The organism is Jannaschia sp. Os4, from assembly GCF_016820245.1.
GTDB lineage: Bacteria > Pseudomonadota > Alphaproteobacteria > Rhodobacterales > Rhodobacteraceae > Jannaschia.
Genome location: NZ_JAFCAR010000004.1, coordinates 610,278 through 630,358 on the forward strand (window position 1 = coordinate 610,278; position 20,081 = coordinate 630,358).

Annotated in this window: 17 protein-coding genes; 13 read left to right on the forward strand and 4 right to left on the reverse strand. The window is 74.0% G+C overall.

Features of this window, described 5'->3' with window-relative positions:
- The first annotated feature begins 326 nt into the window (after positions 1-326).
- The 3 genes from JQC91_RS11925 (at position 327) to JQC91_RS11935 (ending at position 2,228) form a co-directional block, all read left to right on the forward strand.
- Positions 327-767 (forward strand): DUF2852 domain-containing protein, encoded by a 441-nt coding sequence (locus tag JQC91_RS11925; RefSeq protein WP_203287027.1) that lies wholly within the window; start codon positions 327-329, stop codon positions 765-767.
- Positions 768-829: 62 nt separating this feature from the next.
- Entirely contained in the window at positions 830-1,294 is a 465-nt protein-coding gene (locus tag JQC91_RS11930; RefSeq protein ID WP_238941481.1) for an RDD family protein, read from the forward strand.
- A 124-nt stretch (positions 1,295-1,418) separates the two neighbouring features.
- Positions 1,419-2,228 (forward strand): arginyltransferase, encoded by an 810-nt coding sequence (locus JQC91_RS11935; RefSeq protein WP_203287028.1) that lies wholly within the window; start codon positions 1,419-1,421, stop codon positions 2,226-2,228.
- A 17-nt stretch (positions 2,229-2,245) separates the two neighbouring features.
- On the opposite strand, the gene JQC91_RS11940 is transcribed toward JQC91_RS11935, so the two are convergent.
- On the reverse strand, positions 2,246-4,069 hold the full coding sequence (locus tag JQC91_RS11940; RefSeq protein WP_203287029.1) for a divergent polysaccharide deacetylase family protein: 1,824 nt from the start codon (positions 4,067-4,069) through the stop codon (positions 2,246-2,248).
- Between the two features lie 129 nt (positions 4,070-4,198).
- Between JQC91_RS11940 and JQC91_RS11945 the strand changes: the two genes are divergently transcribed.
- From JQC91_RS11945 to lexA, 6 genes are all read left to right on the forward strand, one after another.
- Entirely contained in the window at positions 4,199-4,780 is a 582-nt protein-coding gene (locus JQC91_RS11945) for an aminodeoxychorismate/anthranilate synthase component II (protein ID WP_203287030.1), read from the forward strand.
- On the forward strand, positions 4,777-5,802 hold the full coding sequence (gene trpD, locus JQC91_RS11950) for an anthranilate phosphoribosyltransferase (protein ID WP_203287031.1): 1,026 nt from the start codon (positions 4,777-4,779) through the stop codon (positions 5,800-5,802). Before JQC91_RS11945 ends, trpD begins: the two co-directional genes overlap by 4 nt.
- Positions 5,799-6,611 carry an indole-3-glycerol phosphate synthase TrpC gene (trpC, locus tag JQC91_RS11955; protein ID WP_203287032.1) on the forward strand — a complete coding sequence of 271 codons (813 nt, stop codon included), beginning with the start codon at positions 5,799-5,801 and terminating at the stop codon, positions 6,609-6,611. Before trpD ends, trpC begins: the two co-directional genes overlap by 4 nt.
- Entirely contained in the window at positions 6,608-7,081 is a 474-nt protein-coding gene (gene moaC / locus JQC91_RS11960) for a cyclic pyranopterin monophosphate synthase MoaC (protein WP_203287033.1), read from the forward strand. The genes trpC and moaC overlap by 4 nt, the downstream gene beginning before the upstream one ends.
- Complete coding sequence (locus JQC91_RS11965) at positions 7,078-8,250, forward strand: molybdopterin molybdotransferase MoeA (protein ID WP_203287034.1); 1,173 nt, start codon at positions 7,078-7,080, stop codon at positions 8,248-8,250. Before moaC ends, JQC91_RS11965 begins: the two co-directional genes overlap by 4 nt.
- 94 nt (positions 8,251-8,344) lie before the next feature.
- A complete protein-coding gene (gene lexA, locus JQC91_RS11970; RefSeq protein WP_203287035.1) occupies positions 8,345-9,001 on the forward strand; it encodes a transcriptional repressor LexA in 657 nt (218 codons plus the stop codon).
- A gap of 129 nt (positions 9,002-9,130) precedes the next feature.
- On the opposite strand, the gene JQC91_RS11975 is transcribed toward lexA, so the two are convergent.
- Complete coding sequence (locus JQC91_RS11975) at positions 9,131-11,131, reverse strand: ComEC/Rec2 family competence protein (RefSeq protein WP_203287036.1); 2,001 nt, start codon at positions 11,129-11,131, stop codon at positions 9,131-9,133.
- Between the two features lie 106 nt (positions 11,132-11,237).
- Between JQC91_RS11975 and gltX the strand changes: the two genes are divergently transcribed.
- The 3 genes from gltX to JQC91_RS11990 all read left to right on the forward strand — a co-directional run bounded on the left by gltX (position 11,238) and on the right by JQC91_RS11990 (position 16,826).
- Entirely contained in the window at positions 11,238-12,623 is a 1,386-nt protein-coding gene (gene gltX, locus JQC91_RS11980; RefSeq protein ID WP_203287037.1) for a glutamate--tRNA ligase, read from the forward strand.
- Between the two features lie 86 nt (positions 12,624-12,709).
- The gene (gene gltA, locus JQC91_RS11985) at positions 12,710-14,017 is read left to right on the forward strand and encodes a citrate synthase (RefSeq protein ID WP_203287038.1); all 1,308 of its coding nucleotides are present in this window, start codon (positions 12,710-12,712) and stop codon (positions 14,015-14,017) included.
- Between the two features lie 112 nt (positions 14,018-14,129).
- Positions 14,130-16,826, forward strand: a complete 2,697-nt coding sequence (locus JQC91_RS11990; protein ID WP_203287039.1) for a peroxidase family protein — start codon at positions 14,130-14,132, stop codon at positions 16,824-16,826.
- Here JQC91_RS11990 and JQC91_RS11995 read toward each other — a convergent pair.
- Entirely contained in the window at positions 16,823-17,914 is a 1,092-nt protein-coding gene (locus JQC91_RS11995) for a DUF6456 domain-containing protein (RefSeq protein WP_203287040.1), read from the reverse strand. The two genes, JQC91_RS11990 and JQC91_RS11995, sit on opposite strands and share 4 nt — an antisense overlap.
- A gap of 204 nt (positions 17,915-18,118) precedes the next feature.
- On the opposite strand from JQC91_RS11995, the gene JQC91_RS12000 reads away from it, so the two are divergent.
- Entirely contained in the window at positions 18,119-18,397 is a 279-nt protein-coding gene (locus tag JQC91_RS12000; RefSeq protein WP_203287041.1) for a DUF6477 family protein, read from the forward strand.
- A 55-nt stretch (positions 18,398-18,452) separates the two neighbouring features.
- On the opposite strand, the gene JQC91_RS12005 is transcribed toward JQC91_RS12000, so the two are convergent.
- Entirely contained in the window at positions 18,453-19,985 is a 1,533-nt protein-coding gene (locus JQC91_RS12005; RefSeq protein ID WP_203287042.1) for a trimethylamine methyltransferase family protein, read from the reverse strand.
- Between the last annotated feature and the right edge of the window lie 96 nt (positions 19,986-20,081).

Consider the following 20,081-nt stretch of genomic DNA (forward strand, 5'->3'; position numbering starts at 1 on the left):
GCCGCCCCCGCCCTCTGCATCGGTCCCTCCGGCCGCCCGTCGGTTCGAGCCGCGACCGCGCGGCGCCGTCGGGGGGTCGCCGGTCCATGCCGCACCGCGGCATCCGACGCGCCGAACGCCCTGAAATCTCCGTACGTTCCGTGAAGGACGGCCCCCCGGCCCTGTACGGAACGTACGAACATGCCGCTCCGCCCTCATGTGAAGCCTCTTAACTTTTTTGGCGCGGCCCTCTTGTCCCTGCCCCCCGCACCCCCATCTCCTGTGATGTGAAAGCCCTTCACATCCCGCCCGTCCCGGCGGAGCCACCCAGACCGAAAGGACGTCCCATGACCCCCGCCGCCACCGTCTCCCCCGCCGCCGCGCCGATGGGCGCGCTCTCCCGCGCCGAAGCGTGGCTCGACGCCCGCGGCAAGGGCGCGTGGATCGCCGCCATGATCCTCGGCTTCATCGCCTTCTGGCCCGTCGGCCTCGCGCTCGTGCTCTACATGTCGCTGACCGGCAAATGGGCGCTGCGCCGCGACGGCTCGGTCCGGATGGGCCGCTGGCAGGGCTGCGCCGGACGCGGCGGCGTGAGCATGCGCCGCTCCACGGGCAACGCCGCCTTCGACGCCTACCGCGACGACACGATCCGCAAGCTGGAGGAGGAGAGCCAAGCCTTCGAGGAGTTCCTGCAGCGCCTTCGCGAGGCCAAGGACAAGGCCGAGTTCGACCAGTTCATGAAGGACCGCGAGGATCGCGCCCCCGAGCCGAAGGGCACCGAGGCCTGATCCCCCCGCCGGATCCCGCCCGCGGGGTCCGGCCCCCTTGCACCGCCACGGAAGGACCCGACATGACCGCCATGCTCCACCCCGCCGCGCATCTTCCCGGACTGCCCGACCCCCACGCCGAGGCCGAGTTCTACGACGGCGTCGTCGTCAAGCGCGGCCTCGCGTGGGTCGTGGACGTCGCGCTGATCCACGCGGCCACCTTCGTCGCGGGCATCCTGACCCTCACCCTCGCGTGGTGGCTCTGGCCGTTCGTCGCGATGGGGATCGGGCTGGTCTACCGGGTCGCCACCCTCGCCTCCCGCTCGGCGACGTGGGGCATGTGCCTCTTCGGGATCGAGCTGCGCGACGGGGGCGGGCAGCGCCTCGACGGCCCGACCGCCGCGCTGCACGTGCTCGGCTACTACGCCTCCATCACCTTCGCGCTGCTCCCCGCGCTCGCCTCGGCGGTCGCCATGCTCGTGACCGAGCGCAAGCAGGGCCTCACCGACCTCGTGCTCGGCACGGCCGCCATCAACCGGCCCGGCTGACGCGCCCGGCGCGCGCCGACACGCGGCCCTCCGCCCATTCCCCGGGGCGGAGGGCCGTTTTCGTTTGCCCCCCCCGCGATGCCGCGTCTAACCTCGCCCGGCACCGTTCTGCCGAGATGACCCCATGCGCCACAGCCTGCCGCTCACGCCGCAGTTCTACGTGACTGCGCCGCAGCCCTGTCCCTACCTGGACGGGCGGCGCGAGCGGAAGCTGTTCACCGCCCTGCAGGGCTCCGGCGCCTCCGAGCTGAACGACAAGCTCTCCAAGCAGGGGTTCCGCCGCTCGCAGAACGTGCTCTACCGCCCGTCCTGCGCCGACTGCTCGGCCTGCCTCTCGGCGCGGATCCGGGTCGACGCCTTCGCGCCCGGCCGGACCCAGCGGCGGACGCTGGCCCGCAACGCCCATCTCGAGCGCGAGGTCACGAGCCCGTGGGCCACCGAGGACCAGTTCGCGCTGTTCCAGCGCTACCTCGCCGCGCGCCACGCCGACGGCGGCATGGCCGACATGGACATCTTCGAGTTCGCCGCGATGATCGAGGAGACGCCGATCCGCACCCGGGTGATCGAGTACTGGGACCGCCGCGACGTCCCGGCGCTCACCGGCGTCTGCCTGACGGACGTGCTCGATGACGGGCTGAGCCTCGTCTACTCCTTCTACGACCCCGACCTGCCCAAGCAGTCGCTCGGCACCCACGTGATCCTCGACCACGTCGCCCTCGCGCGCGAGGCGGGCCTGCCCTACGTCTACCTCGGCTACTGGGTCCCCGGCTCGCCCAAGATGGGCTACAAGGCCGCCTTCGACGGGCTGGAGATCTACAAGAACCGCCGCTGGCAGCCCTTGGGCGAGGAGACGGACCACCTCGGCGAGACCCATCCCCTCGCCGTCGAGCCGATCGCCGAGCAGGTCGCACGGATCGAGCTGCCGCAGGACTGAGCCGCGCGCGGCCGCCCCTATCCGCCCGAGAGCGCCCGGATCGCGTGGCTGACCGGCGCGACGCGCACGTCGCCCCGCCGCCCGTCCACGGCCCAGCGGCGCACCGCCTCGACCGTGTCGGGCAGCGTGCGCCCCACCACCACCGTCGCCCCGTCGCGCTGCGCCTCGAAGGTCGCGCGGTCGAGGAAGCGCGCGATAACCGGCGCCCGCTGCCCCGCGTCGTCGAGCACCCGGTAGGCGGACGCCGCGGGCACGCCCGCGCGCCGGGCCTCGGCCACCCCCGATCCGAGGCCGCCCGCCACCGTCAGGAACCCGTGCCCCGTCTCGGCCAGCGCGGGCGCGGCGGCGGCGGTGCGGGTCCGGCTGCCGCCCAAGCGCCCGTCCGGCGCGTCCGTCAGGGCGACCGCATCCGGGATCGCGGCGGCCGCGGCGGCCAGCGCGACCTCGACGTCCGAGGCCGTGCCCCGGGCGGGCAGCGCGGCGGTCGTCCACAGCACCTCCCGGCCCGCCGCGCGGACCATCGCGGCCCGCGCGCCCGCGTCCGGCGCGGTCGGGTCCAAGGCCACGGCGACCGGCAGCGGCAGCGCGACGACCTCCTCCAGCGGGACGCCGCCCGGAGCGTCCACCAACACGATCGAGAAGAGCGGCGCGGTGCCCGGCGGGGCGGGCATGGCGTTCGCCTCGATGGCGCGCAGGGCGGCGGGCGCGGCGGTCGCGGTCGCCGGGGCGGCGGCGGGGGCCTGCTCGGACTGGAGCGTGAACCGGCTCGGCGCCCGGGTCGTGTCGATGATCGCCTGCGCGACGTCGAAGGAGTCCGGCTCCACCGAGGGCGCGTCGGCGTCGGCGTCGGCGGCGGCGGGGGAGGCCGCCGCGTCCGCCTCCGGGCCCGGAGGGGCGGCGCGGACGGTCTCGACGGGCGCCGCCGCGGGGGCCCCGTCCGCGGCCGCCGCCTGCGATCCGCCCGAGGGCTCTGCCGCCGCCTCGACCGGCTCGGCCTCGACCGGCTCCGGAGCCTGCTCCTGCGGCGCCAGCGCCGCCTCGACCGCGGGCGCCTCCTCCTCGGCGGGCGCGAGCTCCGTGAAGGTCGCGGGCGGGCCCTCGGGACCCCGCGCCACCACGCCCGGCGCGGCGACGGGCTCCGGCGGCGGGCCGAGCGGCGACGGCACCGAGAGCCCCGGCGCGGGCGCGGGCGTCGCGTCGATCCCCCGCGCGGGCAGCGCGGCCCCCAGCGCGTCCGGCGTCGGCGCGGCGAGGTCGGTCTCGCCCCCGCGGGTCACCGGTCGGTCGGCCCCCAGCGGCGCGTCGGGGGCCACGTCGTCGGGCGCGCGGGCGAACTCGCTGCCGGCGGGGAGCGCGACCCCGGTGGCGGGCGCGGGCGGCGCGACGGCCTCCGGCTCGGGCGCGACCGCCTCCTCCGCCGGCACGATCGGCACGACCGTCCGGGTGACCGTTCCGGCGTCCGCCTGCGTCTCCGTCTCCGTCTCCGTCTCCGACCGCGCAGCCGCCGGGGGGACGGCGTCGACCACGACGGGACGGGGGGCCGACGCGACCGGGACGGCCTCCCTGGCCCCCGCGTCCGGCGCGGGCGCGGCGGGGGCCCGCGGCGCCGTGGCGCGCACCGCCGCCTCCGGCGCGGGCACGGCGACCTCGGCGCGATCCGGCAGGGGCGCGGGCTGGGCCGGCAGGAGCCCCCCGCCCTCGGGGGCGGCGGGCCGCACGGGGGACGCGGGCCGGACGACCGCCTCCTCGCCCGCCAGCGGCGCCACGAGCGACACCGCGCCGATGGCGATCGCGCCCGCCGCCACGCCGCACAGAAGCCCCGCTCCGAATCGCACCAGCATCGCCCGCCCCCTGCCTGTCGCGGGGGCGCTTGACCCCGCCCCGCCGTCGCGCGCATCTATACCCCGCCCCCCGGCCCGAGGCACCCCCTCGCCCCGCCGCGCGGGCACGGCAGAGGGGGATCGGGGCACGTGCTGCTGCTCATCGACAACTACGACAGCTTCACCTTCAACCTCGTGCATTACTGCGGGGAGTTGGGGGCGGATGTCCGCGTGGTGCGCAACGACGCGCTCGACGTGCAGCAGGCCATGGCCCTGCGCCCCGCCGGCGTCCTGCTGTCGCCCGGCCCCTGCTCGCCCAACGAGGCGGGCATCTGCCTCGCCATGGTCGAGGCCTGCGCCGAGACCCGCACGCCGCTCCTCGGCGTCTGCCTCGGGCACCAGTCCATCGGGCAGGCCTTCGGCGGCAAGGTCGTCCGCGCGGGCGAGATCGTGCACGGAAAGCTCGGCACCATGCACCACGACGCCACCGGCGTCTTCGCGGGCCTGCCCTCGCCGCTGCAGGCGACGCGCTACCACTCGCTGATCGTCGAGCGTGCGACCCTGCCGGACGCGCTCGTCCCCAACGCGGCGCTGGAGGACGGCACGATCATGGGCCTGCGCCACCGCGACCTGCCCATCCACGGCGTCCAGTTCCACCCCGAGTCGATCCGCTCCGAGCACGGGCACGCGATGCTCCGGTCGTTCCTCGACCTCCTGCCGGTCCCGGCATGAGCGACCTCAAGCCCCTGATCCACGCCGCCGCCGAGCGCGCGCTGACCCGCGCCGAGGCCGAGGAGGCCTTCGCCGCCTTCTTCGAGGGCGAGGCCACCCCCGCCCAGATCGGCGGCTTCCTCATGGCGCTGCGCACGCGCGGCGAGACCGTGGACGAGATCGCCGCCGCCGCGAGCGCCATGCGCGCCCGGATGAACCGGGTCGAGGCGCCCGAGGGGGCCATCGACATCGTGGGCACCGGCGGCGACGGCAAGGGCACGCTCAACATCTCGACCGCCGCGGCCTTCGTCGTCGCGGCCTGCGGCGTGCCGGTCGCCAAGCACGGCAACCGCAACCTGTCGTCCAAGTCCGGCGCCGCCGACCTGCTCGGCCAGATGGGGATCGAGGTGATGCTCGGCCCGGACGCCGCGACCCACGCCCTGCGCGAGGTGGGCATCTGCTTCATGATGGCGCCGATGCACCATCCCGCCACGCGCCACGTCATGCCCGTGCGCGGCGAGCTGGGCACCCGCACCGTGTTCAACGCGCTCGGCCCGCTCACGAACCCGGCCGGGGTCCGCCGCCAGCTGACCGGCGCCTACTCGCCCGACCTCATCCGCCCGATGGCGGAGGTGCTGGGCGCGCTGGGCTCCGAGCGGGCGTGGCTCGTCCACGGGGGCGACGGGACGGACGAGCTGTCCATCGCGGCCCCCTCCCGCGTCGCGGCGCTGGAGCACGGCGCCGTGCGCGAGTTCGAGGTGACGCCCTCGGACGCGGGCCTCCCGACGCACCCGTTCGAGGCCATCGTCGGCGGCGAGCCCGCGGCCAACGCCCACGCCTTCCATGCGCTCCTCGACGGCGAGCCGTCGGCCTACCGCGACGCGGTGCTGCTCAATTCCGCCGCCGCGCTGGTGGTCGCCGACATGGCGAACGACCTGTCCGACGGGGTCGCCACCGCCGCCAACGCCATCGACGACGGGGCCGCCCGCGCCCGCGTCGAGGCCTTGGCCGAACTGACCCAACGCATGGCCGCCGACGCATGACCGAACCGACCGCGCTTCAACGCATCAAGGCCTACAAGCTCGAGGAGGTCGCCGCCCGCAAGGCCGCGCGCCCGCTGTCGGACGTGGAGGACGCCGCGCGCGCCGCCGACCCCGTCCGCCCCTTCGGCGAAGCGCTGCGGCGCGCCTCCATCGAGGGCTACGGCCTGATCGCGGAGGTCAAGAAGGCCAGCCCCTCCAAGGGCCTGATCCGCGCCGACTTCGACCCCGCCGCCATCGCCGCCGCCTACGAGGACGGGGGCGCCGCGTGCCTGTCCGTCCTGACGGACGCGCCCAGCTTCCAAGGCCACGAGGACTACCTCGTGGCCGCCCGCGCCGCCTGCGCCCTGCCGGTGCTGCGCAAGGACTTCATGTACGACACCTACCAGGTGGCGGAGGCGCGCGCCTTGGGCGCGGACTGCATCCTCGTCATCATGGCCTCCGTCTCGGACGCGCAGGCGCAGGAACTGGAGGAGGCCGCGACCGCGTGGGGGATGGACGCGCTGATCGAGGTGCACGACGCCGCCGAACTGGAGCGCGCGACAGCCCTCTCCTCCCCCCTGCTGGGCATCAACAACCGCGACCTGCACAGCTTCGAGACCTCGCTCGACACGTCGCGCCGCCTCGCGCGGATGGCCCCCGCCGACCGCGTGCTGATCTCCGAGTCCGGGCTCTTCGCGCCGGAGGATCTCGCGGACCTCGCCCGCTACGGCGCGCGCTGCTTCCTCGTCGGCGAAAGCCTGATGCGACAGGACGACGTGGCCGCCGCGACCCGCGCGCTGCTCGCCAACCCGCTGACCGCCGGCCGATGAGCGGGCTGACCCATTTCGACGGCGCGGGCGCGGCGCACATGGTGGACGTGTCCGACAAGGACGTGACCAAGCGCGTGGCCGTCGCCGAAGGCTGGGTCCGCATGTCCGGGGACACGCTCGCGCTGATCCGCTCCGGCGGCGCGGCCAAGGGCGACGTGGCGGGCGTGGCGCGCCTCGCGGGCATCATGGGGGCCAAGCGCACCGCCGACCTGATCCCGCTCTGCCATCCCCTCCCGCTGTCGAGGGTCGCGCTCGACGTCGAGCCGGACGAGGCGCTGCCGGGCCTCCGCCTCACCGCCACGGTCGCCACCACCGGCCGCACCGGCGTCGAGATGGAGGCGCTCACCGCCGTCTCCGTGGGCTGCCTCACGGTCTACGACATGGTGAAGGCGGTGCAGAAGGACATGGAGATCGGGGGCCTGCGCCTGCTGTCGAAGGACGGCGGCACGTCCGGCCCCTACCGCGCATGATCTCCGTCGAGGCGGCGACCGAGCGCCTGCTCTCGCTGGTCTCGCCCCTGCCGTCCGAGCCCGTCCCCCTCCGCCGCGCGGCGGGCCGCGTCCTCGCGGCGCCGGTGGTCGCGGCGCATCCGATGCCCCCCTTCGACGCCTCCGCGATGGACGGCTACGCGGTCGCGGGCGACGCGCGGCCCGGCGCGTCCTTCGAGGTGATCGGCGAGGCCGCCGCCGGGTCGCCCTTCGCGGGCCGCGTCGGTCCCGGACGGGCCGTCCGCATCTTCACCGGGGCGGTCTTGCCGCCCGGGACCGACCGCGTCGTCATCCAAGAGGACGTGACCCGCGACGGCGCCCGCATCACCGTCGGCCCCGCCCCCGAAGCGTCCCGCTACGTCCGGCCCGCGGGGATGGACTTCGAGGCCGGCTTCACCCTCGCCCCGCCCCGCGCGCTGGGCGCCCGCGACGTCGCGCTCCTCGCCGCGATGGGCGCCGCCGAGGTCGAGGTCGCCCGGCGCCCCGCCGTCGCCCTCGTCATGTCCGGCGACGAGCTCCGCCCGCCCGGAGCCCCCCTCGCCCCCGGCGAGATCCCCGCCTCCAACGGGCCCGCCCTCGCCGCGATGCTAGCGGCGGCGGGCGCCACCTGCCACCAGCTGCCCACCGCCCGAGACACGCCGGAGAGCTTGGCGCAGGCCTTCGCACTCGCAGCATCGACCGACCTCGTGATCACGCTCGGCGGCGCCTCCGTCGGGGACCACGACCTCGTCGCCGACGCGGCCCGCACGGCGGGGTTCGACCTCCGCTTCGAGACGGTCGCGATGCGTCCCGGCAAGCCGGTCATGGCCGGGCCCTCCGCGTCGCAGGTGATGGTCGGCCTGCCCGGAAACCCCGTCTCCACGATGGTTTGCGGGGTGGTGTTCATCCTCCCCATGCTCCGGCGGATGCAGGGCCTCGACCCCGTCGTCGCACCTGAACCCCTCCCCTTGGCGGCGCCGCTGCCCGCGAACGGCCCCCGCCGCCACTACATGCGCGCGACGACCGGGCCGGACGGCGTCACCGCGTTCGCACGGCAGGACTCCAACCTCCTGAGGGACTTGGCCTTCGCCGACCGCCTCGTCGTCCGCCCGCCGCACGCCCCGCCCGCCGCGCCCGGCGAGGTGGTGGAGACGATCCCGCTGCCCGGCTGACCCCCAACATCTCGCGTTCGACCGACCGCGTTGACACAAAACGAGAACCTTTCTAGAACGAAAGCGCATCGATACGGCAGGGCAGGACCGAAACATGTTGACGCGGAAGCAGCGCGACCTCCTCGAATTCATCCACGCGCGCATGTCCAAGGACGGCGTGCCGCCGTCCTTCGACGAGATGAAGGACGCGCTGGACCTGCGGTCCAAGTCGGGCATCCACCGCCTGATCACGGCCCTCGAGGAGCGCGGCTTCATCCGCCGCCTCGCGCACCGGGCCCGCGCCATCGAGATCGTGCGCATGCCCGACGACACCGTCGTGCCGATGCCCAAGGCGAAGGCGCCGACGGCCGCGTTCCAGGTGGCCGAGGCGGTCGACCTACCGGTCATGGGCCGCATCGCGGCGGGCGTTCCGATCGAGGCGATCAGCGAGGTCGCCCGCCACCTGCCCGTCCCCGGCTCCATGGTCGTGGGCAACGCCGACCACTTCGCCTTGGAGGTGCAGGGCGAGTCGATGATCGAGGCGGGCATCAACGACGGCGACGTCGTCGTGATCCGGGAGCAGCGGGACGCGCGCGACGGCGACATCGTGGTGGCCCTTGTCGAGGGGCACGAGGCGACGCTGAAGACCTTCCGCCGCAACAAGGGCGAGATCGTGCTGGAGGCTGCCAACCCCGCCTTCGAGGACCGCCGCTTCCGCGACGACCAGGTCGCGGTGCAGGGCCGCCTCGTGGGGCTGATCCGCACCTACTGACGGCTTCGTCCCCGGGACGTCCGCTGGGACCGCCGGACGTTCGAGGGCCGCGCCGGCGAGGTGCGGCCCTCCTTCGTCGCGGCCTTGACGCGCGAAACGGTAGTCGACCGGGGCGCGGGTCCGCCCCGTCTAGCGAGGCACCCACGGGCGCCGTCCCTGCACCTCCCGCGTGGTCACCGTGCGCCACCCCGCCCCGTCCGGCCACAGCGCGAGCGCGCCGCCCTTCGCCAGCAGGTCGGCGTCGATGACCGGACAGGGCGGGCGGGCGCCCTCGGGGAGCGGCTGAACCCAGAGCGTGCCGTCGCATGGCACCTCGGCGTCCTTCGGCACGCTTGCGACGGACCGCGCGAGGGGGCTGCCCCGCATGGCGGCGGCGGGCTGGTCGGCGACGTCGCCGTCGTCCTCCAGCCAGCGGGCCGCGGCGAAGCCCGCGCCCTTCGGCTTGGAGAGCGCGCGGCCCTCCGGCCCCATCCAGCCGATCAGGCGACCGTCCGCCGAGACGAGCACCGGGGGCCGCTCGGCCTGCGCCCAGAGCGCGAGGCCCGCGGCGAAGATCGCGGCCCCCGCCCCGCGCCGGGCGCCGCCGGCGCAGGCGAAGGCCGCCGCGCCGAACCCCAGCAGCGGCAGCACCCACGCGCCCGGCGCCGGGACCGGGCGCACCGCGCCCGGCCAGTCGGCGACGGTGGCCGCCACGCCCGCGATCCACGCGATGCCCCATTCGGCGAGGGCGAACGGGATCGCCTCGAGCCCCACGGGCGAGAGGATCAGCCCCGCCAGCAGCGCGGGCATCACCAAGAGCCCCATGGCGGGCACGGCGGCGAGGTTGGCCACGAGCCCCCACGGCACCATCCGGTTGAAATGCGCGGCGGCGAACGGCCCCGTCGCCGCGCCCGCCACGGCCGAGGCGACCACGAGGCCGATCACCGGGCCTGCCCAGCGGGGGCCGCGCCGTCCGAGGGCGCGGAACGCGAGGACGAGCGCGGCGGTGGCGGCGAACGACATCTGGAAGCCGGGACCGGTCAGGGCCTCCGGCATGAGGGCGAGCACGATCAGCGCGGCGAGGGCCACGCCGCGCAGGGTCAGCGCGCGGCGGCCCAAGAGGACGGCGCCCAGCACCACGGCCGTCATCACGAAGGCCCGCTGGGTGGCCACGCCCATGCCGGAGACGTGGAGGTAGGCGAAGGCGACGGGCAGCGCGACCGCCGCCGCGATGCCCTTCACCGGCCACCGCAGCGCGGCATGGGGCCAGAGCGAGAGAGACGCGCGCACGACCCAGAACACGAGCCCCGCGAGGAGTCCCATGTGCAGGCCCGAGATCGCGAGCAGGTGGGCGAGGTTCGAGTCGCGCAGCGCCTGCACGGTCGCGGGGTCCAGCGCGGCGCGGTCGCCGGTGACGATCGCGGCGGCGACCGCGCCGCCCTGCCCCGGCATGGACGTCCGGAGATGGTCGGTCAGCGCGGCGCGGACGCGGGCGACGGGGCCCGCGCGGCTCTCCGGCGCGGCGAGCAGGACGGGGACGCGAGTGTAGCCGACCGCGCCCAGCCGCAGGAACCACGCGTGGCGCTGGAAGTCGAAGCCGCCCGGCTCGGTCGGCCCGGCGGGGGGCGCGAGGTGGGCCGTCGTCATCACCCGCGCGCCGATGGGGGGCACCCACGGGTCGTCGCCGTGCAGCGAGAGCCGGACGCGCTCCGGGGTGCGGGCCGGGTCCATGTCGAGGCGCACGCGGTCGAGGGTGATGCGCGGCTTGTCGGAGGCGGAGCGGTCGACCTTGATCACGCGGCCCTCGACCGGGCCGTAGCTGCGCCATTCGAGGACCGGGCCCGCGACCGACATCGTGCGCGTCTGGGCCGCCGCGAGGCCGGCGAGGGTGAAGAGCAGGACGAGGGCGGGCCATCCCCGGCCCGCGCGCCCGGACCACGCCGCCCAGCCGAGCGTCGCGCACAGGAGGCCGAGGAGGAGGGGCGCGGCGTCGGGCGGCTCGGCCGGGAGGGCGAAGTAGGCGCCGACGCCGGTCCCGAAGGCGGTCGCGCACCACGGCAGGCGGCGCCCGCGCATCGCGCCGCCCCACGCCTCGATGCGGTCCGCGAGCGTCGCGCGCCCGTGGACCATGCCGGTGGCCGTCTCGGTCATGGACCCCGCCTTGCCGCGCAACGCCCCCCCCGGTAGGAGCGCCGCGACCCTCGCAGGGCCGCGTTAACCGCGCGTTAACGGCCCGCGCCGCACCGCAGGAGCCGTCATGCCCGACATCGTCACCCGCTTCGCCCCCTCGCCCACCGGCGACCTTCATATCGGGGGGGCGCGCACGGCGCTGTTCAACTGGCTCTTCGCGCGGGCGAACGGCGGGCGGTTCGTGCTGCGGATCGAGGACACGGACAAAGCGCGCTCGACGCAGGCGGCGACGGACGCGATCTTCGAGGGGCTGGCGTGGCTCGGCCTCGACTGGGACGGCGAGGCGGTGTCCCAAGCGTCGCGGGCCGCCCGCCACGCCGAGGTGGCCCAGTCGATGCTGGAGGCGGGCCACGCCTATCGCTGCTGGTCGTCGCAGGACGAGATCGCCGCCGCGCGCGAGGCGGCCAAGGCCGAGGGACGCGCGACCCTGTTCCAGTCCCCGTGGCGGGAGGCCGAGGCCCCCGGCGAGGGGCCGTCCGTGATCCGCCTGAAGGCCCCGCGCGAGGGCGAGACCGTGATCCGCGATGCCGTGCAGGGCGACGTCACCACGCGCAACGCGCAGCTCGACGACATGGTGCTGCTGCGGGCCGACGGGACGCCGACCTACATGCTGGCCGTCGTGGTGGACGACCACGACATGGGCGTGAGCCACGTGATCCGCGGCGACGACCATCTCAACAACGCGGCGCGGCAGGCGCAGATCTACCGCGCGATGGGGTGGGACGAGCCGGTCTGGGCGCACATCCCGCTGATCCACGGGGCGGACGGCAAGAAGCTGTCCAAGCGCCACGGGGCGACGGCGGTGGGCGAGTACGCCGTGATGGGCTACCCCGCGCGGGCGATGCGCAACTACCTCGCGCGGCTGGGATGGAGCCACGGGGACGCGGAGTATTTCGACGATGCGCAGGCCCGTGCGTTGTTCGGGCTGGAGGGGATCGGCCGGGCGCCCGCGCGGCTGGACCTGAAGAAGCTGGAGAACCTCTCGGGGCAGCACCTGTCCGCGATGGAGGACGCGGCGGTGGTGGACGCGGCGCTCGACTGGGCGCGGCGGGCCGGGGAGCCGCCGCTGGACCCCGCCCGGCTGGCCGTCGCGGTGCCCTTGGTGAAGGAGGGCGCGCGAACCCTGCCGCAGGTCGTGGAGAAGGCGCGCTTCGCCTTGGTGGACCGCCCGGTCGCGCCCGATGACAAGGCCGCCAAGGCCTTGGCCGGCGAGGGGGCGGAGGTGCTCGCCGAATTGACGCCGCACCTGCAAAATGCAAATTGGGACCGCGACGCCTTGGAGGCGGCCGCCGGCCGGGTGGCCGAAGCGCGGGGGGTCGGCCTGGGCAAGGTCGCGGCCCCGCTGCGCGCCGCCCTCGCCGGGCGGACCGCGACGCCGAGCGTCTTCGACATGATGGTCGCCTTGGGTCGGGAGGAGACCCTCGCGCGCCTTTCGGACGCCGCGACGGCCTGACCGCGCGGCCCGCCCCGCGGAACGGTGTTTCGCTGATAAAACAAAGTCCTGCGCGGTGACGTTCAGGCCAATACGAGGGATCGCCCATGGACGGCAGCCGCACCGACGACACCCGCAAGGCCCATCTCGAGATCGGCGGGGAGTCCTACGACCTGCCGATCCACTCGCCCTCCGAAGGACCCGACGTGGTCGACATCCGCAAGCTCTACGCGCAGGCGGGCGTCTTCACCTACGATCCGGGCTTCACCTCCACCGCCTCGTGCGATTCCGCGATCACCTACATCGACGGCGACGCAGGCGTCTTGCTGCACCGCGGCTATCCCATCGATCAGCTCGCCCAGAAGTCGCACTACCTCGAGGTGTGCTACCTGCTGCTCTACGGTGAGCTGCCGACCGGCGCGCAGTTGGAGGATTTCACCCAGCGCGTGACGATGCACACGATGCTGCACGAGCAGATGCACTACTTCTTCCGGGGCTTCCGCCGCGACGCGCACCCGATGGCGATCATGGTCGGCGTGGTCGGCGCCATGGCCGCGTTCTACCACGACTCGACGGACATCAACGACCCGTGGCAGCGCGAGGTCGCCTCGATCCGCATGATCGCCAAGATGCCGACCATCGCGGCGATGGCCTACAAGTACTCGATCGGCCAGCCCTTCGTGTACCCGCAGAACGACCTCGATTACGCGTCTAACTTCCTGCAGATGTGCTTCTCGGTCCCCTCGGCGCAGTATCAGGTCGATCCGATCCTCGCCCGCGCGATGGACCGCATCTTCACCCTTCACGCGGATCACGAGCAGAACGCCTCCACCTCGACGGTGCGGCTGGCCTCGTCGTCGGGCGCGAACCCCTTCGCCTGCATCGCCGCCGGCATCGCGTGCCTGTGGGGGCCGGCCCATGGCGGCGCGAACCAGGCCTGCCTCGAGATGCTGCGCGAGATCGGCACCGTGGACCGCATCCCCGAGTTCATCGCCCGGGCGAAGGACAAGAACGACCCGTTCCGCCTGATGGGGTTCGGTCACCGGGTCTACAAGAACTTCGACCCCCGCGCGACCGTGATGAAGGAGAGCGCGGACGAGGTTCTGGACCTGCTGGGCGTCGAGGACAACGACACGCTCAAGGTCGCCAAGGAGCTGGAGAAGCAGGCGCTCGACGATCCGTACTTCGCCGAGAAGAAGCTGTTCCCGAACGTCGACTTCTACTCGGGCATCATCCTCGAGGCGATGGGCTTCCCGACCTCGATGTTCACGCCGATCTTCGCGCTGTCGCGCACGGTGGGCTGGATCTCGCAGTGGAAGGAGCAGCTCTCCGATCCGGCGATGAAGATCGGGCGCCCGCGCCAGCTCTACACCGGCCCCTCGCAGCGCGACTACGTCGACGTCGAGAACCGCTGACCCTCGCGGCGCGGACCCGAGCGGTCCGCGCCGCCTCCGCCCCCGCATCGCCCCGCCGATGCCGCTTTCCTCGGTCACGACCGCGTGAGCCCCTGCCCCGCGTGACGATGCCATGACCTCCGATCCGACCGAGTCCGCCGCCGCCCGCTGCCCGTTCCTCGCGCAGCTGTCCGAGATGCCGCGCCTCACGGAGGCCCGCTACGCCGACGGCGTGTCGGAGATGCACGAGGGCGCCGACCCGCTGGAGGTGGCGCGCACGCTCTTCGATCAGGACGGCCCGACCGAGGCGGCCTCCGGGGCCTCGGCGCTCTTCACGACGTGGGGCCAGTTCCTCGACCACGACCTGTCGCTGACGCCGGATGGCGAGGACGTGATGTTCGCGGGCGCCTTCGGGGACCACGACGTGACCCGGTCGGAGGCGATGGAAGGAAGCGGCGGGACCGGCCCGCTGCAGTTCGGGAACGCGATCTCGTGGCAGATCGATGGCTCGATGGTCTACGGCTCCAACGAGGGGCGCGAGGCCGACCTCCGCGCCTTCGAGGGCGGTCGGCTGCGGATGGACGAGGATCCGAACTCCATGTTCGGGCTGCTGCCGACCGCCACGCCGGACGTGGTCATGGCGGGCGACACCGAGGGCGAGGACGCCGTCTTCCTCGCGGGCGACGTGCGGGCGAACGAAAACCCGAACCTGCTGTCGCTCCACACGCTGATGGCCCGCGAGCACAACCACTGGGCGGAGCGGCTGGCCGAGGCGCATCCCGACTGGGACGACGAGCAGCTGTTCCAGGGCGCACGTCAGATCGTCGAGTTCCAGATCCAGAAGATCACCTACGAGGAATGGCTCCCGCTCCTCGTGGGCAATGCGGTGGGCGATCCGGAGGGTCTGGCGCACGACCCGGACGCGGTGGGCGAGGTGGCGCTCGAGTTCTCCACCGCGGCCTTCCGGTTCGGGCACACGATGGTGGCCGACCACCTCCTCCGGGTGGGCGACGCGGGCGCGGACACGGGCTCGCTGTCGCTCATGGACGCGTTCTTCGACCCGTCCCACGTCCGCGAGGGCGGCATCGACGACTTCCTGCGCGGCATGGCGGGCCAGTCGGCGGAGGAGCTGGACACGAAGGTCGTCGACGCGCTGAACTTCTTCCTCGCCACGCCGGAGGGGGTGTCGGGCTTCTCCCTGCCCGCGCTGAACCTGATGCGCGCCGCCGATCATGGCATCGGCTCCTACGTGGACGTCCGCGCGCAACTGCTCGGCGACATCGACCCCGCGACGCTGGACCCGCAGGACTTCTCGATCATCACGGACGACCCGGCGCTGCAGGCGGAGCTGGCCGCGGCCTACGACGACGTCCACCAGGTCGACCTGTGGGTCGGCGGCTTGGCCGAGGACCACCTCCCCGGCTCGATGGCGGGTCCGCTCTTCACCCATATCATCGCGGACCAGTTCGTGCGCACCGCCACGGCGGACGAGACCTTCCTCGCCCTCGACCCCGCGCTGGGGGCGGAGATCATCGCCGACGCGCGGGCGGGCGGGCTCGCGGACGTGATCCTGCGGAACACCCATGTCGATCACCTGCAGGACGATCCCTTCCTGATGGGGGCGCGCGCCCTCGTGCCGATGGAGGACATGGCGGGCGACGGGCGGGACGACGACGTGTCGCTCGTCTCGGCCCAGATCGACCGCGTGGCCCTCGGTTCGGGCGACGACGCGCTCTCCCTGACCGGCGGGAGCCAGGTCGGGGCGGTGCGGATGGCCGATGGCGACGACGAGGTGGTGCAGGGGTCCGGCTCGGTCCGCCGGATCGACACGGGCGACGGCGACGACACGATCCGGTTGTCGGGCACCGCGCGGGCCGACCGGATCGACGGCGGCGGCGGGGACGATTCGATCGGGCTGTCCGACCTCGCGCGGAGCGACCGGATTGACGGGGGCGACGGGGACGACGCGATCACGTTGGACGGGCGGGCGGCGGCGGGCCGGATCGACGGCGGGCGAGGGGACGACTCGGTCTCGCTCGGGCCGGACGCCACCGCCGACATCGTGCGGCTAGCCCAAGGGGACGACACCCTCTCGCTCGAGGGGCCTGGCCTGCGGCAGGCCGTCGGCGGCGGCGGCGGCACGGACGTGCTGCAGCTGTCCGGCGACGTGGTCGAGGTGATCCCGGTCAACGCCTCCGGCTCGAACGGCATCGTCCGCTGGGCCGACGGGTCCGAGACCCGCTACGTCGGCTTCGAGGAGGTGCGCGTGGCACCCTGCTTCGCCGCGGGGACGCGGATCCTGGCGGCGCGGGGGAAGCGGCGGGTCGAGGACCTGCGCGCGGGCGACCTCGTGATGACGCTGGACCGCGGCCTGCGCCCTCTGGCGTGGGTCGGGCGCCGGGTGGTGGCCGCACAGGGGGCTCTGGCGCCGATCCGCTTCGAGACGGGCGTGCTCGGGAACGTCGCCCCGCTCGTGGTCTCGCCGCAGCACCGGGTGCTGCTGCGCTCGGCCCACGCCGCGCTCCTGTTCGGGGTGGAGGAGGTGCTGGCGCCAGCCGCCGCGCTCCTCGACCGTCCGGGGGTCCAGCGTCTGGAGGGCGGCGTGGTGGAGTACGTCCACCTGCTCTTCGACCGCCACGAGATCGTGCTGTCCGACGGCGCGCCGACCGAGAGCTTCCATCCGGGCGCGACCGTGCTGCCGGCGATGGAGGCGGCGGCGCGGGACGAGGTGCTCGCGCTGTTCCCCGACCTCGCCCGCCCCCGCCCCGCCCGCCGGCCCGCACGTCCGCTGCTCTCGGGGCGCGAGGCGCGGCTCTTGGCGGCGACCTAGGCGGTCCGCGGCCCGTCGTAGTGGTCGCGCAGGCGCTGGAGCGCGATCCGCAGGACGATCTTGCCCGACCGGGCGGACCAGCCCATCCGCTTCTCCGCGGTCTCGAGGCCTTCGAGGAGGCAACAGACGCGGAGCGCCACGTCCGCGAGGCCGGGACCCAGCGCGCGCAGCGCCTCGGACACGCGGCGGCGGGCGTCCGACGGCCCCTCGCAGGGGCCGCGTCCCGACGGCGCGGCATCGCAGCCCGCGGTCAGGAACCGCTCCCAGTTCTGGCCGACCCGCGGGCCCATCTGCGCGCGCTCGTACTCCTCGCGCAGCCGCTCGCCCGCGACCACGAGGTCGAGGGGCAGGAACGGCTTGCCGTCCCGGTCCCGCTTGCGGGCGAGGCCGCCGAGGGGCGACTCGGACAGGTTCACCTGCGCCTCCATCGCCCCGTCGGGCCCGTCGATGGTCGCGGCGACGCGCTCGCCCTGCTGGTGAAGGAAGGGCGAGGCGGCCTCGGCCATCCCGCGCGCGGCGGCCTTGGCGCGCAGCTTGTCCGACAGCATGCGGGCCAGCGCCGCCCGCCCCGGCTCGGTCAGCGCGTAGCGCGTGACGGTGCCCGCATGGGTGCAGCGGACCCAGTCCTTGAGGACGAAAGCCTGCGCGACGGCGCGGGGCAGCGTGGCGATCCGCGCGAGCCCGGCCTCCGTCTCGCGCATGACCACCGCTTGGTGGAGGCCGCGCCCGACGGCGAGGAAGGCGCCGGGTTCGGTGAGGCGGCGCAGGATGCGGCGCCCCTCGCGGGCGAGGGTGGCGTCGTCGACCAGATCTGAGCGCAAGGTGGGAGCTGACATGGAACCATCCTCTTCGGTGGGATCGAGTGGGGCGACCGCCTCGGCGAGGCGATCGAGGGCGTCGTCGAGCAGCGGATCGTCCCGTCGTGCCTCCAGCCGCCGGACGTGCCGCAGCACGGTGGACGGCGCGCAGCGCTCCGCCCGCGCGAGGTCGCGGAGGGACCGCCCGGCGCAGGCATGGCCCACGTAGAGGCGGGCCGGGCGCGGGACCCAGTCGGGAAAATCGGTGGCGGAGGCGGCGATTGCAGGCATGGCGGTGGGGCGGTGCGCTGTGGATGACGCGGCCCACGAACTCGGCGAACGGTTACCGAGAAGTTAATAGTCCCGGTTCAGAGCGCAGACCGTTTACGGATCGTAAACGGCAAGGACGCGCCGAACGCTGGTCCCGCCTCAAACGCAACACCCTTCCGCCACAGTTCACGATGGCCGCCGAATCGAACCCTCGGAGGCCCTTCCATGTGCAAGCTCACTCAAGACGTCGCCGCCCTGTCCCGCCCGGATACCTTGGTGAAGGCCGCCGCCGCCGGGCAGCCCACGTACGAGCGACGCCGCGACCTGCGCCGCATGCTACGCGCCGCAATCCCGGCGACGCCGCGCGCCGCGCTGGAGGCGCTGCTGCCGATCGAGGCCGCGCTGGAGAAGCGGCGGCGCGACGGGGACACGAAGTACTCGATCACCCGCCACGTCGACATCCTCATCGCGCTGATGGCGGAGGGGCGCGCACTGCGGGCCTGAGGGGGAGTGCTTCCCTACGGATGAACGGCGGGGCCGAGGGCGGCCCCGTGCCCGATCAGGAGAAGGCATCCGGCATCGACGCCTTCTTCTTGGCGACGTACTCGTCCAACGCCTCGCGGATCGCGGGATCGAGCGGCGGCTGCTCGTAGGCCGCAAGCAGCTTCTCAACCCGCGCCGCCGCCAAGGCCCGCGTGTCGCGCGCGCCCTCGTCGGCCCATGTCTCGAACGGCTTGTAGTCGAGGAGCTCCGAGCGCCAGAACGCCGTCTCGTAGTGGCGTTGCGTGTGCCCCGCCCCGAGGTAATGCCCGCCGGGCCCCACCTCGTGCAGCGCGTCCATCGCCTGCGCCTCCTCGTCCACCTGCACGCCCTTGGCGAGCCGGTGCAGGACGCCCAACTGGTCGGCGTCCATCACGAACTTCTCGAAGTCCGCCACCAGCCCGCCCTCCAGCCAGCCGCAGGCGTGGAGCATGAAGTTCACGCCCGACAGCAGCCCCATGTTGAGCGAGTTGGCCGTCTCGTAGGCCGCCTGCGCGTCGGGCAGCTTTGAGCCGCAGAACGACCCCGCCGACCGGAACGGCAGGTTCAGGCGGCGCGCCAGCTGCCCCGCGCCGTAGGTGACGAGCGAGGCCTCGGGCGTGCCGAAGGTGGGCGCGCCGGACCCCATGTCGATGGAGGTGACGAAGGCCCCGAAGATGACCGGCGCGCCAAGGCGAACGAGCTGGGCGTAGGCCACGCCCGCCAGCACCTCGGCCAGCACCTGCGTCAGCGTGCCGGCCACGGAGACCGGCGCCATCGCGCCGCCCACGATGAAGGGCGACACGATGCAGGCTTGGTTGGCCGCCGCGTAGTGCTCCAGCGCGCCCATCATCACGTTGTCGAAGGTCAGCGGCGAGTTGATGTTGACCAGCGACGTCATCACCGTCCGGTCGTCGAGGCCCCCGAACAGGATGTCCGACATCTCGATCGAATCGAGGGCGCGGACCGGCTCGGTCACCGATCCCATGTAGGGCTTGTCCGACAGGACCATGTGCGCGCGCAGCATGTCGAAGTGGCGCTTGTTGACGGCCACGTCCGTCGGCTCGCAGACCGTGCCGCCGGAATGCTGCAGCCACTTGGACATGTAGCCCAGCTTCACGAACTTCTCGAAGTCGGCCATCGTGGCGTAGCGGCGCCCGTCGCCGTCGCGCACGAAGGGCGGGCCGTAGACCGGCGCGAGGACGAGGTTGCGACCGCCGATCTCGACGCTGCGCTCGGGGTTCCGGGCATGTTGGGTGAAGGTCGCGGGCGCGGTCGCGCAGAGCGTGCGGGCGAGGCCGCGCGGGATGCGCACCCGCTCGCCGTCCACGTCGGCGCCCGCCTCCTTCCACCGCTTCAGCGCGGCGGGGTTCTCGACGAAGGCGACGCCGATCTCCTCCAGCACGGTCTCGGCGTTGTGCTCGATGATCTGGAGGGCTTCCTCGTCCAGCACCTCGAAGTCGGGGATCGCGCGGGTGATCTTGCCCGCCTGCTCCACCGCGCCGGAGGTCCGTGCCGCGCGCCGCGCCGCGCCGCCCCCGCTCCGCCGTCTGCGCCCCTCGGTCCCGTCCATGCCCGCTCCCCCGTGCTCTCGCGCGTGGACATAGCGCGCGGCGCGCGGACGCCCCGGCCAGTCCGCGCCGCATGGGGGCGGAACGCGACCTTGCCG

Excerpts from the sequence above, each read along its gene's own strand:
- JQC91_RS11925 (WP_203287027.1), top strand. The coding sequence starts at position 327 with ATGACCCCCGCCGCCACCGTCTCCCCCGCCGCCGCGCCGATGGGCGCG.
- JQC91_RS11990 (WP_203287039.1), top strand. The coding sequence starts at position 14,130 with ATGACCTCCGATCCGACCGAGTCCGCCGCCGCCCGCTGCCCGTTCCTC.
- JQC91_RS12005 (WP_203287042.1), bottom strand. The coding sequence starts at position 19,985 with ATGGACGGGACCGAGGGGCGCAGACGGCGGAGCGGGGGCGGCGCGGCG.
- gltA (WP_203287038.1), top strand. The coding sequence starts at position 12,710 with ATGGACGGCAGCCGCACCGACGACACCCGCAAGGCCCATCTCGAGATC.
- trpC (WP_203287032.1), top strand. The coding sequence starts at position 5,799 with ATGACCGAACCGACCGCGCTTCAACGCATCAAGGCCTACAAGCTCGAG.
- JQC91_RS11965 (WP_203287034.1), top strand. The coding sequence starts at position 7,078 with ATGATCTCCGTCGAGGCGGCGACCGAGCGCCTGCTCTCGCTGGTCTCG.
- gltX (WP_203287037.1), top strand. The coding sequence starts at position 11,238 with ATGCCCGACATCGTCACCCGCTTCGCCCCCTCGCCCACCGGCGACCTT.
- JQC91_RS11935 (WP_203287028.1), top strand. The coding sequence starts at position 1,419 with ATGCGCCACAGCCTGCCGCTCACGCCGCAGTTCTACGTGACTGCGCCG.
- JQC91_RS11995 (WP_203287040.1), bottom strand. The coding sequence starts at position 17,914 with ATGCCTGCAATCGCCGCCTCCGCCACCGATTTTCCCGACTGGGTCCCG.
- moaC (WP_203287033.1), top strand. The coding sequence starts at position 6,608 with ATGAGCGGGCTGACCCATTTCGACGGCGCGGGCGCGGCGCACATGGTG.
- lexA (WP_203287035.1), top strand. The coding sequence starts at position 8,345 with ATGTTGACGCGGAAGCAGCGCGACCTCCTCGAATTCATCCACGCGCGC.
- JQC91_RS11930 (WP_238941481.1), top strand. The coding sequence starts at position 830 with ATGACCGCCATGCTCCACCCCGCCGCGCATCTTCCCGGACTGCCCGAC.
- trpD (WP_203287031.1), top strand. The coding sequence starts at position 4,777 with ATGAGCGACCTCAAGCCCCTGATCCACGCCGCCGCCGAGCGCGCGCTG.
- JQC91_RS11940 (WP_203287029.1), bottom strand. The coding sequence starts at position 4,069 with ATGCTGGTGCGATTCGGAGCGGGGCTTCTGTGCGGCGTGGCGGCGGGC.
- JQC91_RS12000 (WP_203287041.1), top strand. The coding sequence starts at position 18,119 with ATGTGCAAGCTCACTCAAGACGTCGCCGCCCTGTCCCGCCCGGATACC.
- JQC91_RS11975 (WP_203287036.1), bottom strand. The coding sequence starts at position 11,131 with ATGACCGAGACGGCCACCGGCATGGTCCACGGGCGCGCGACGCTCGCG.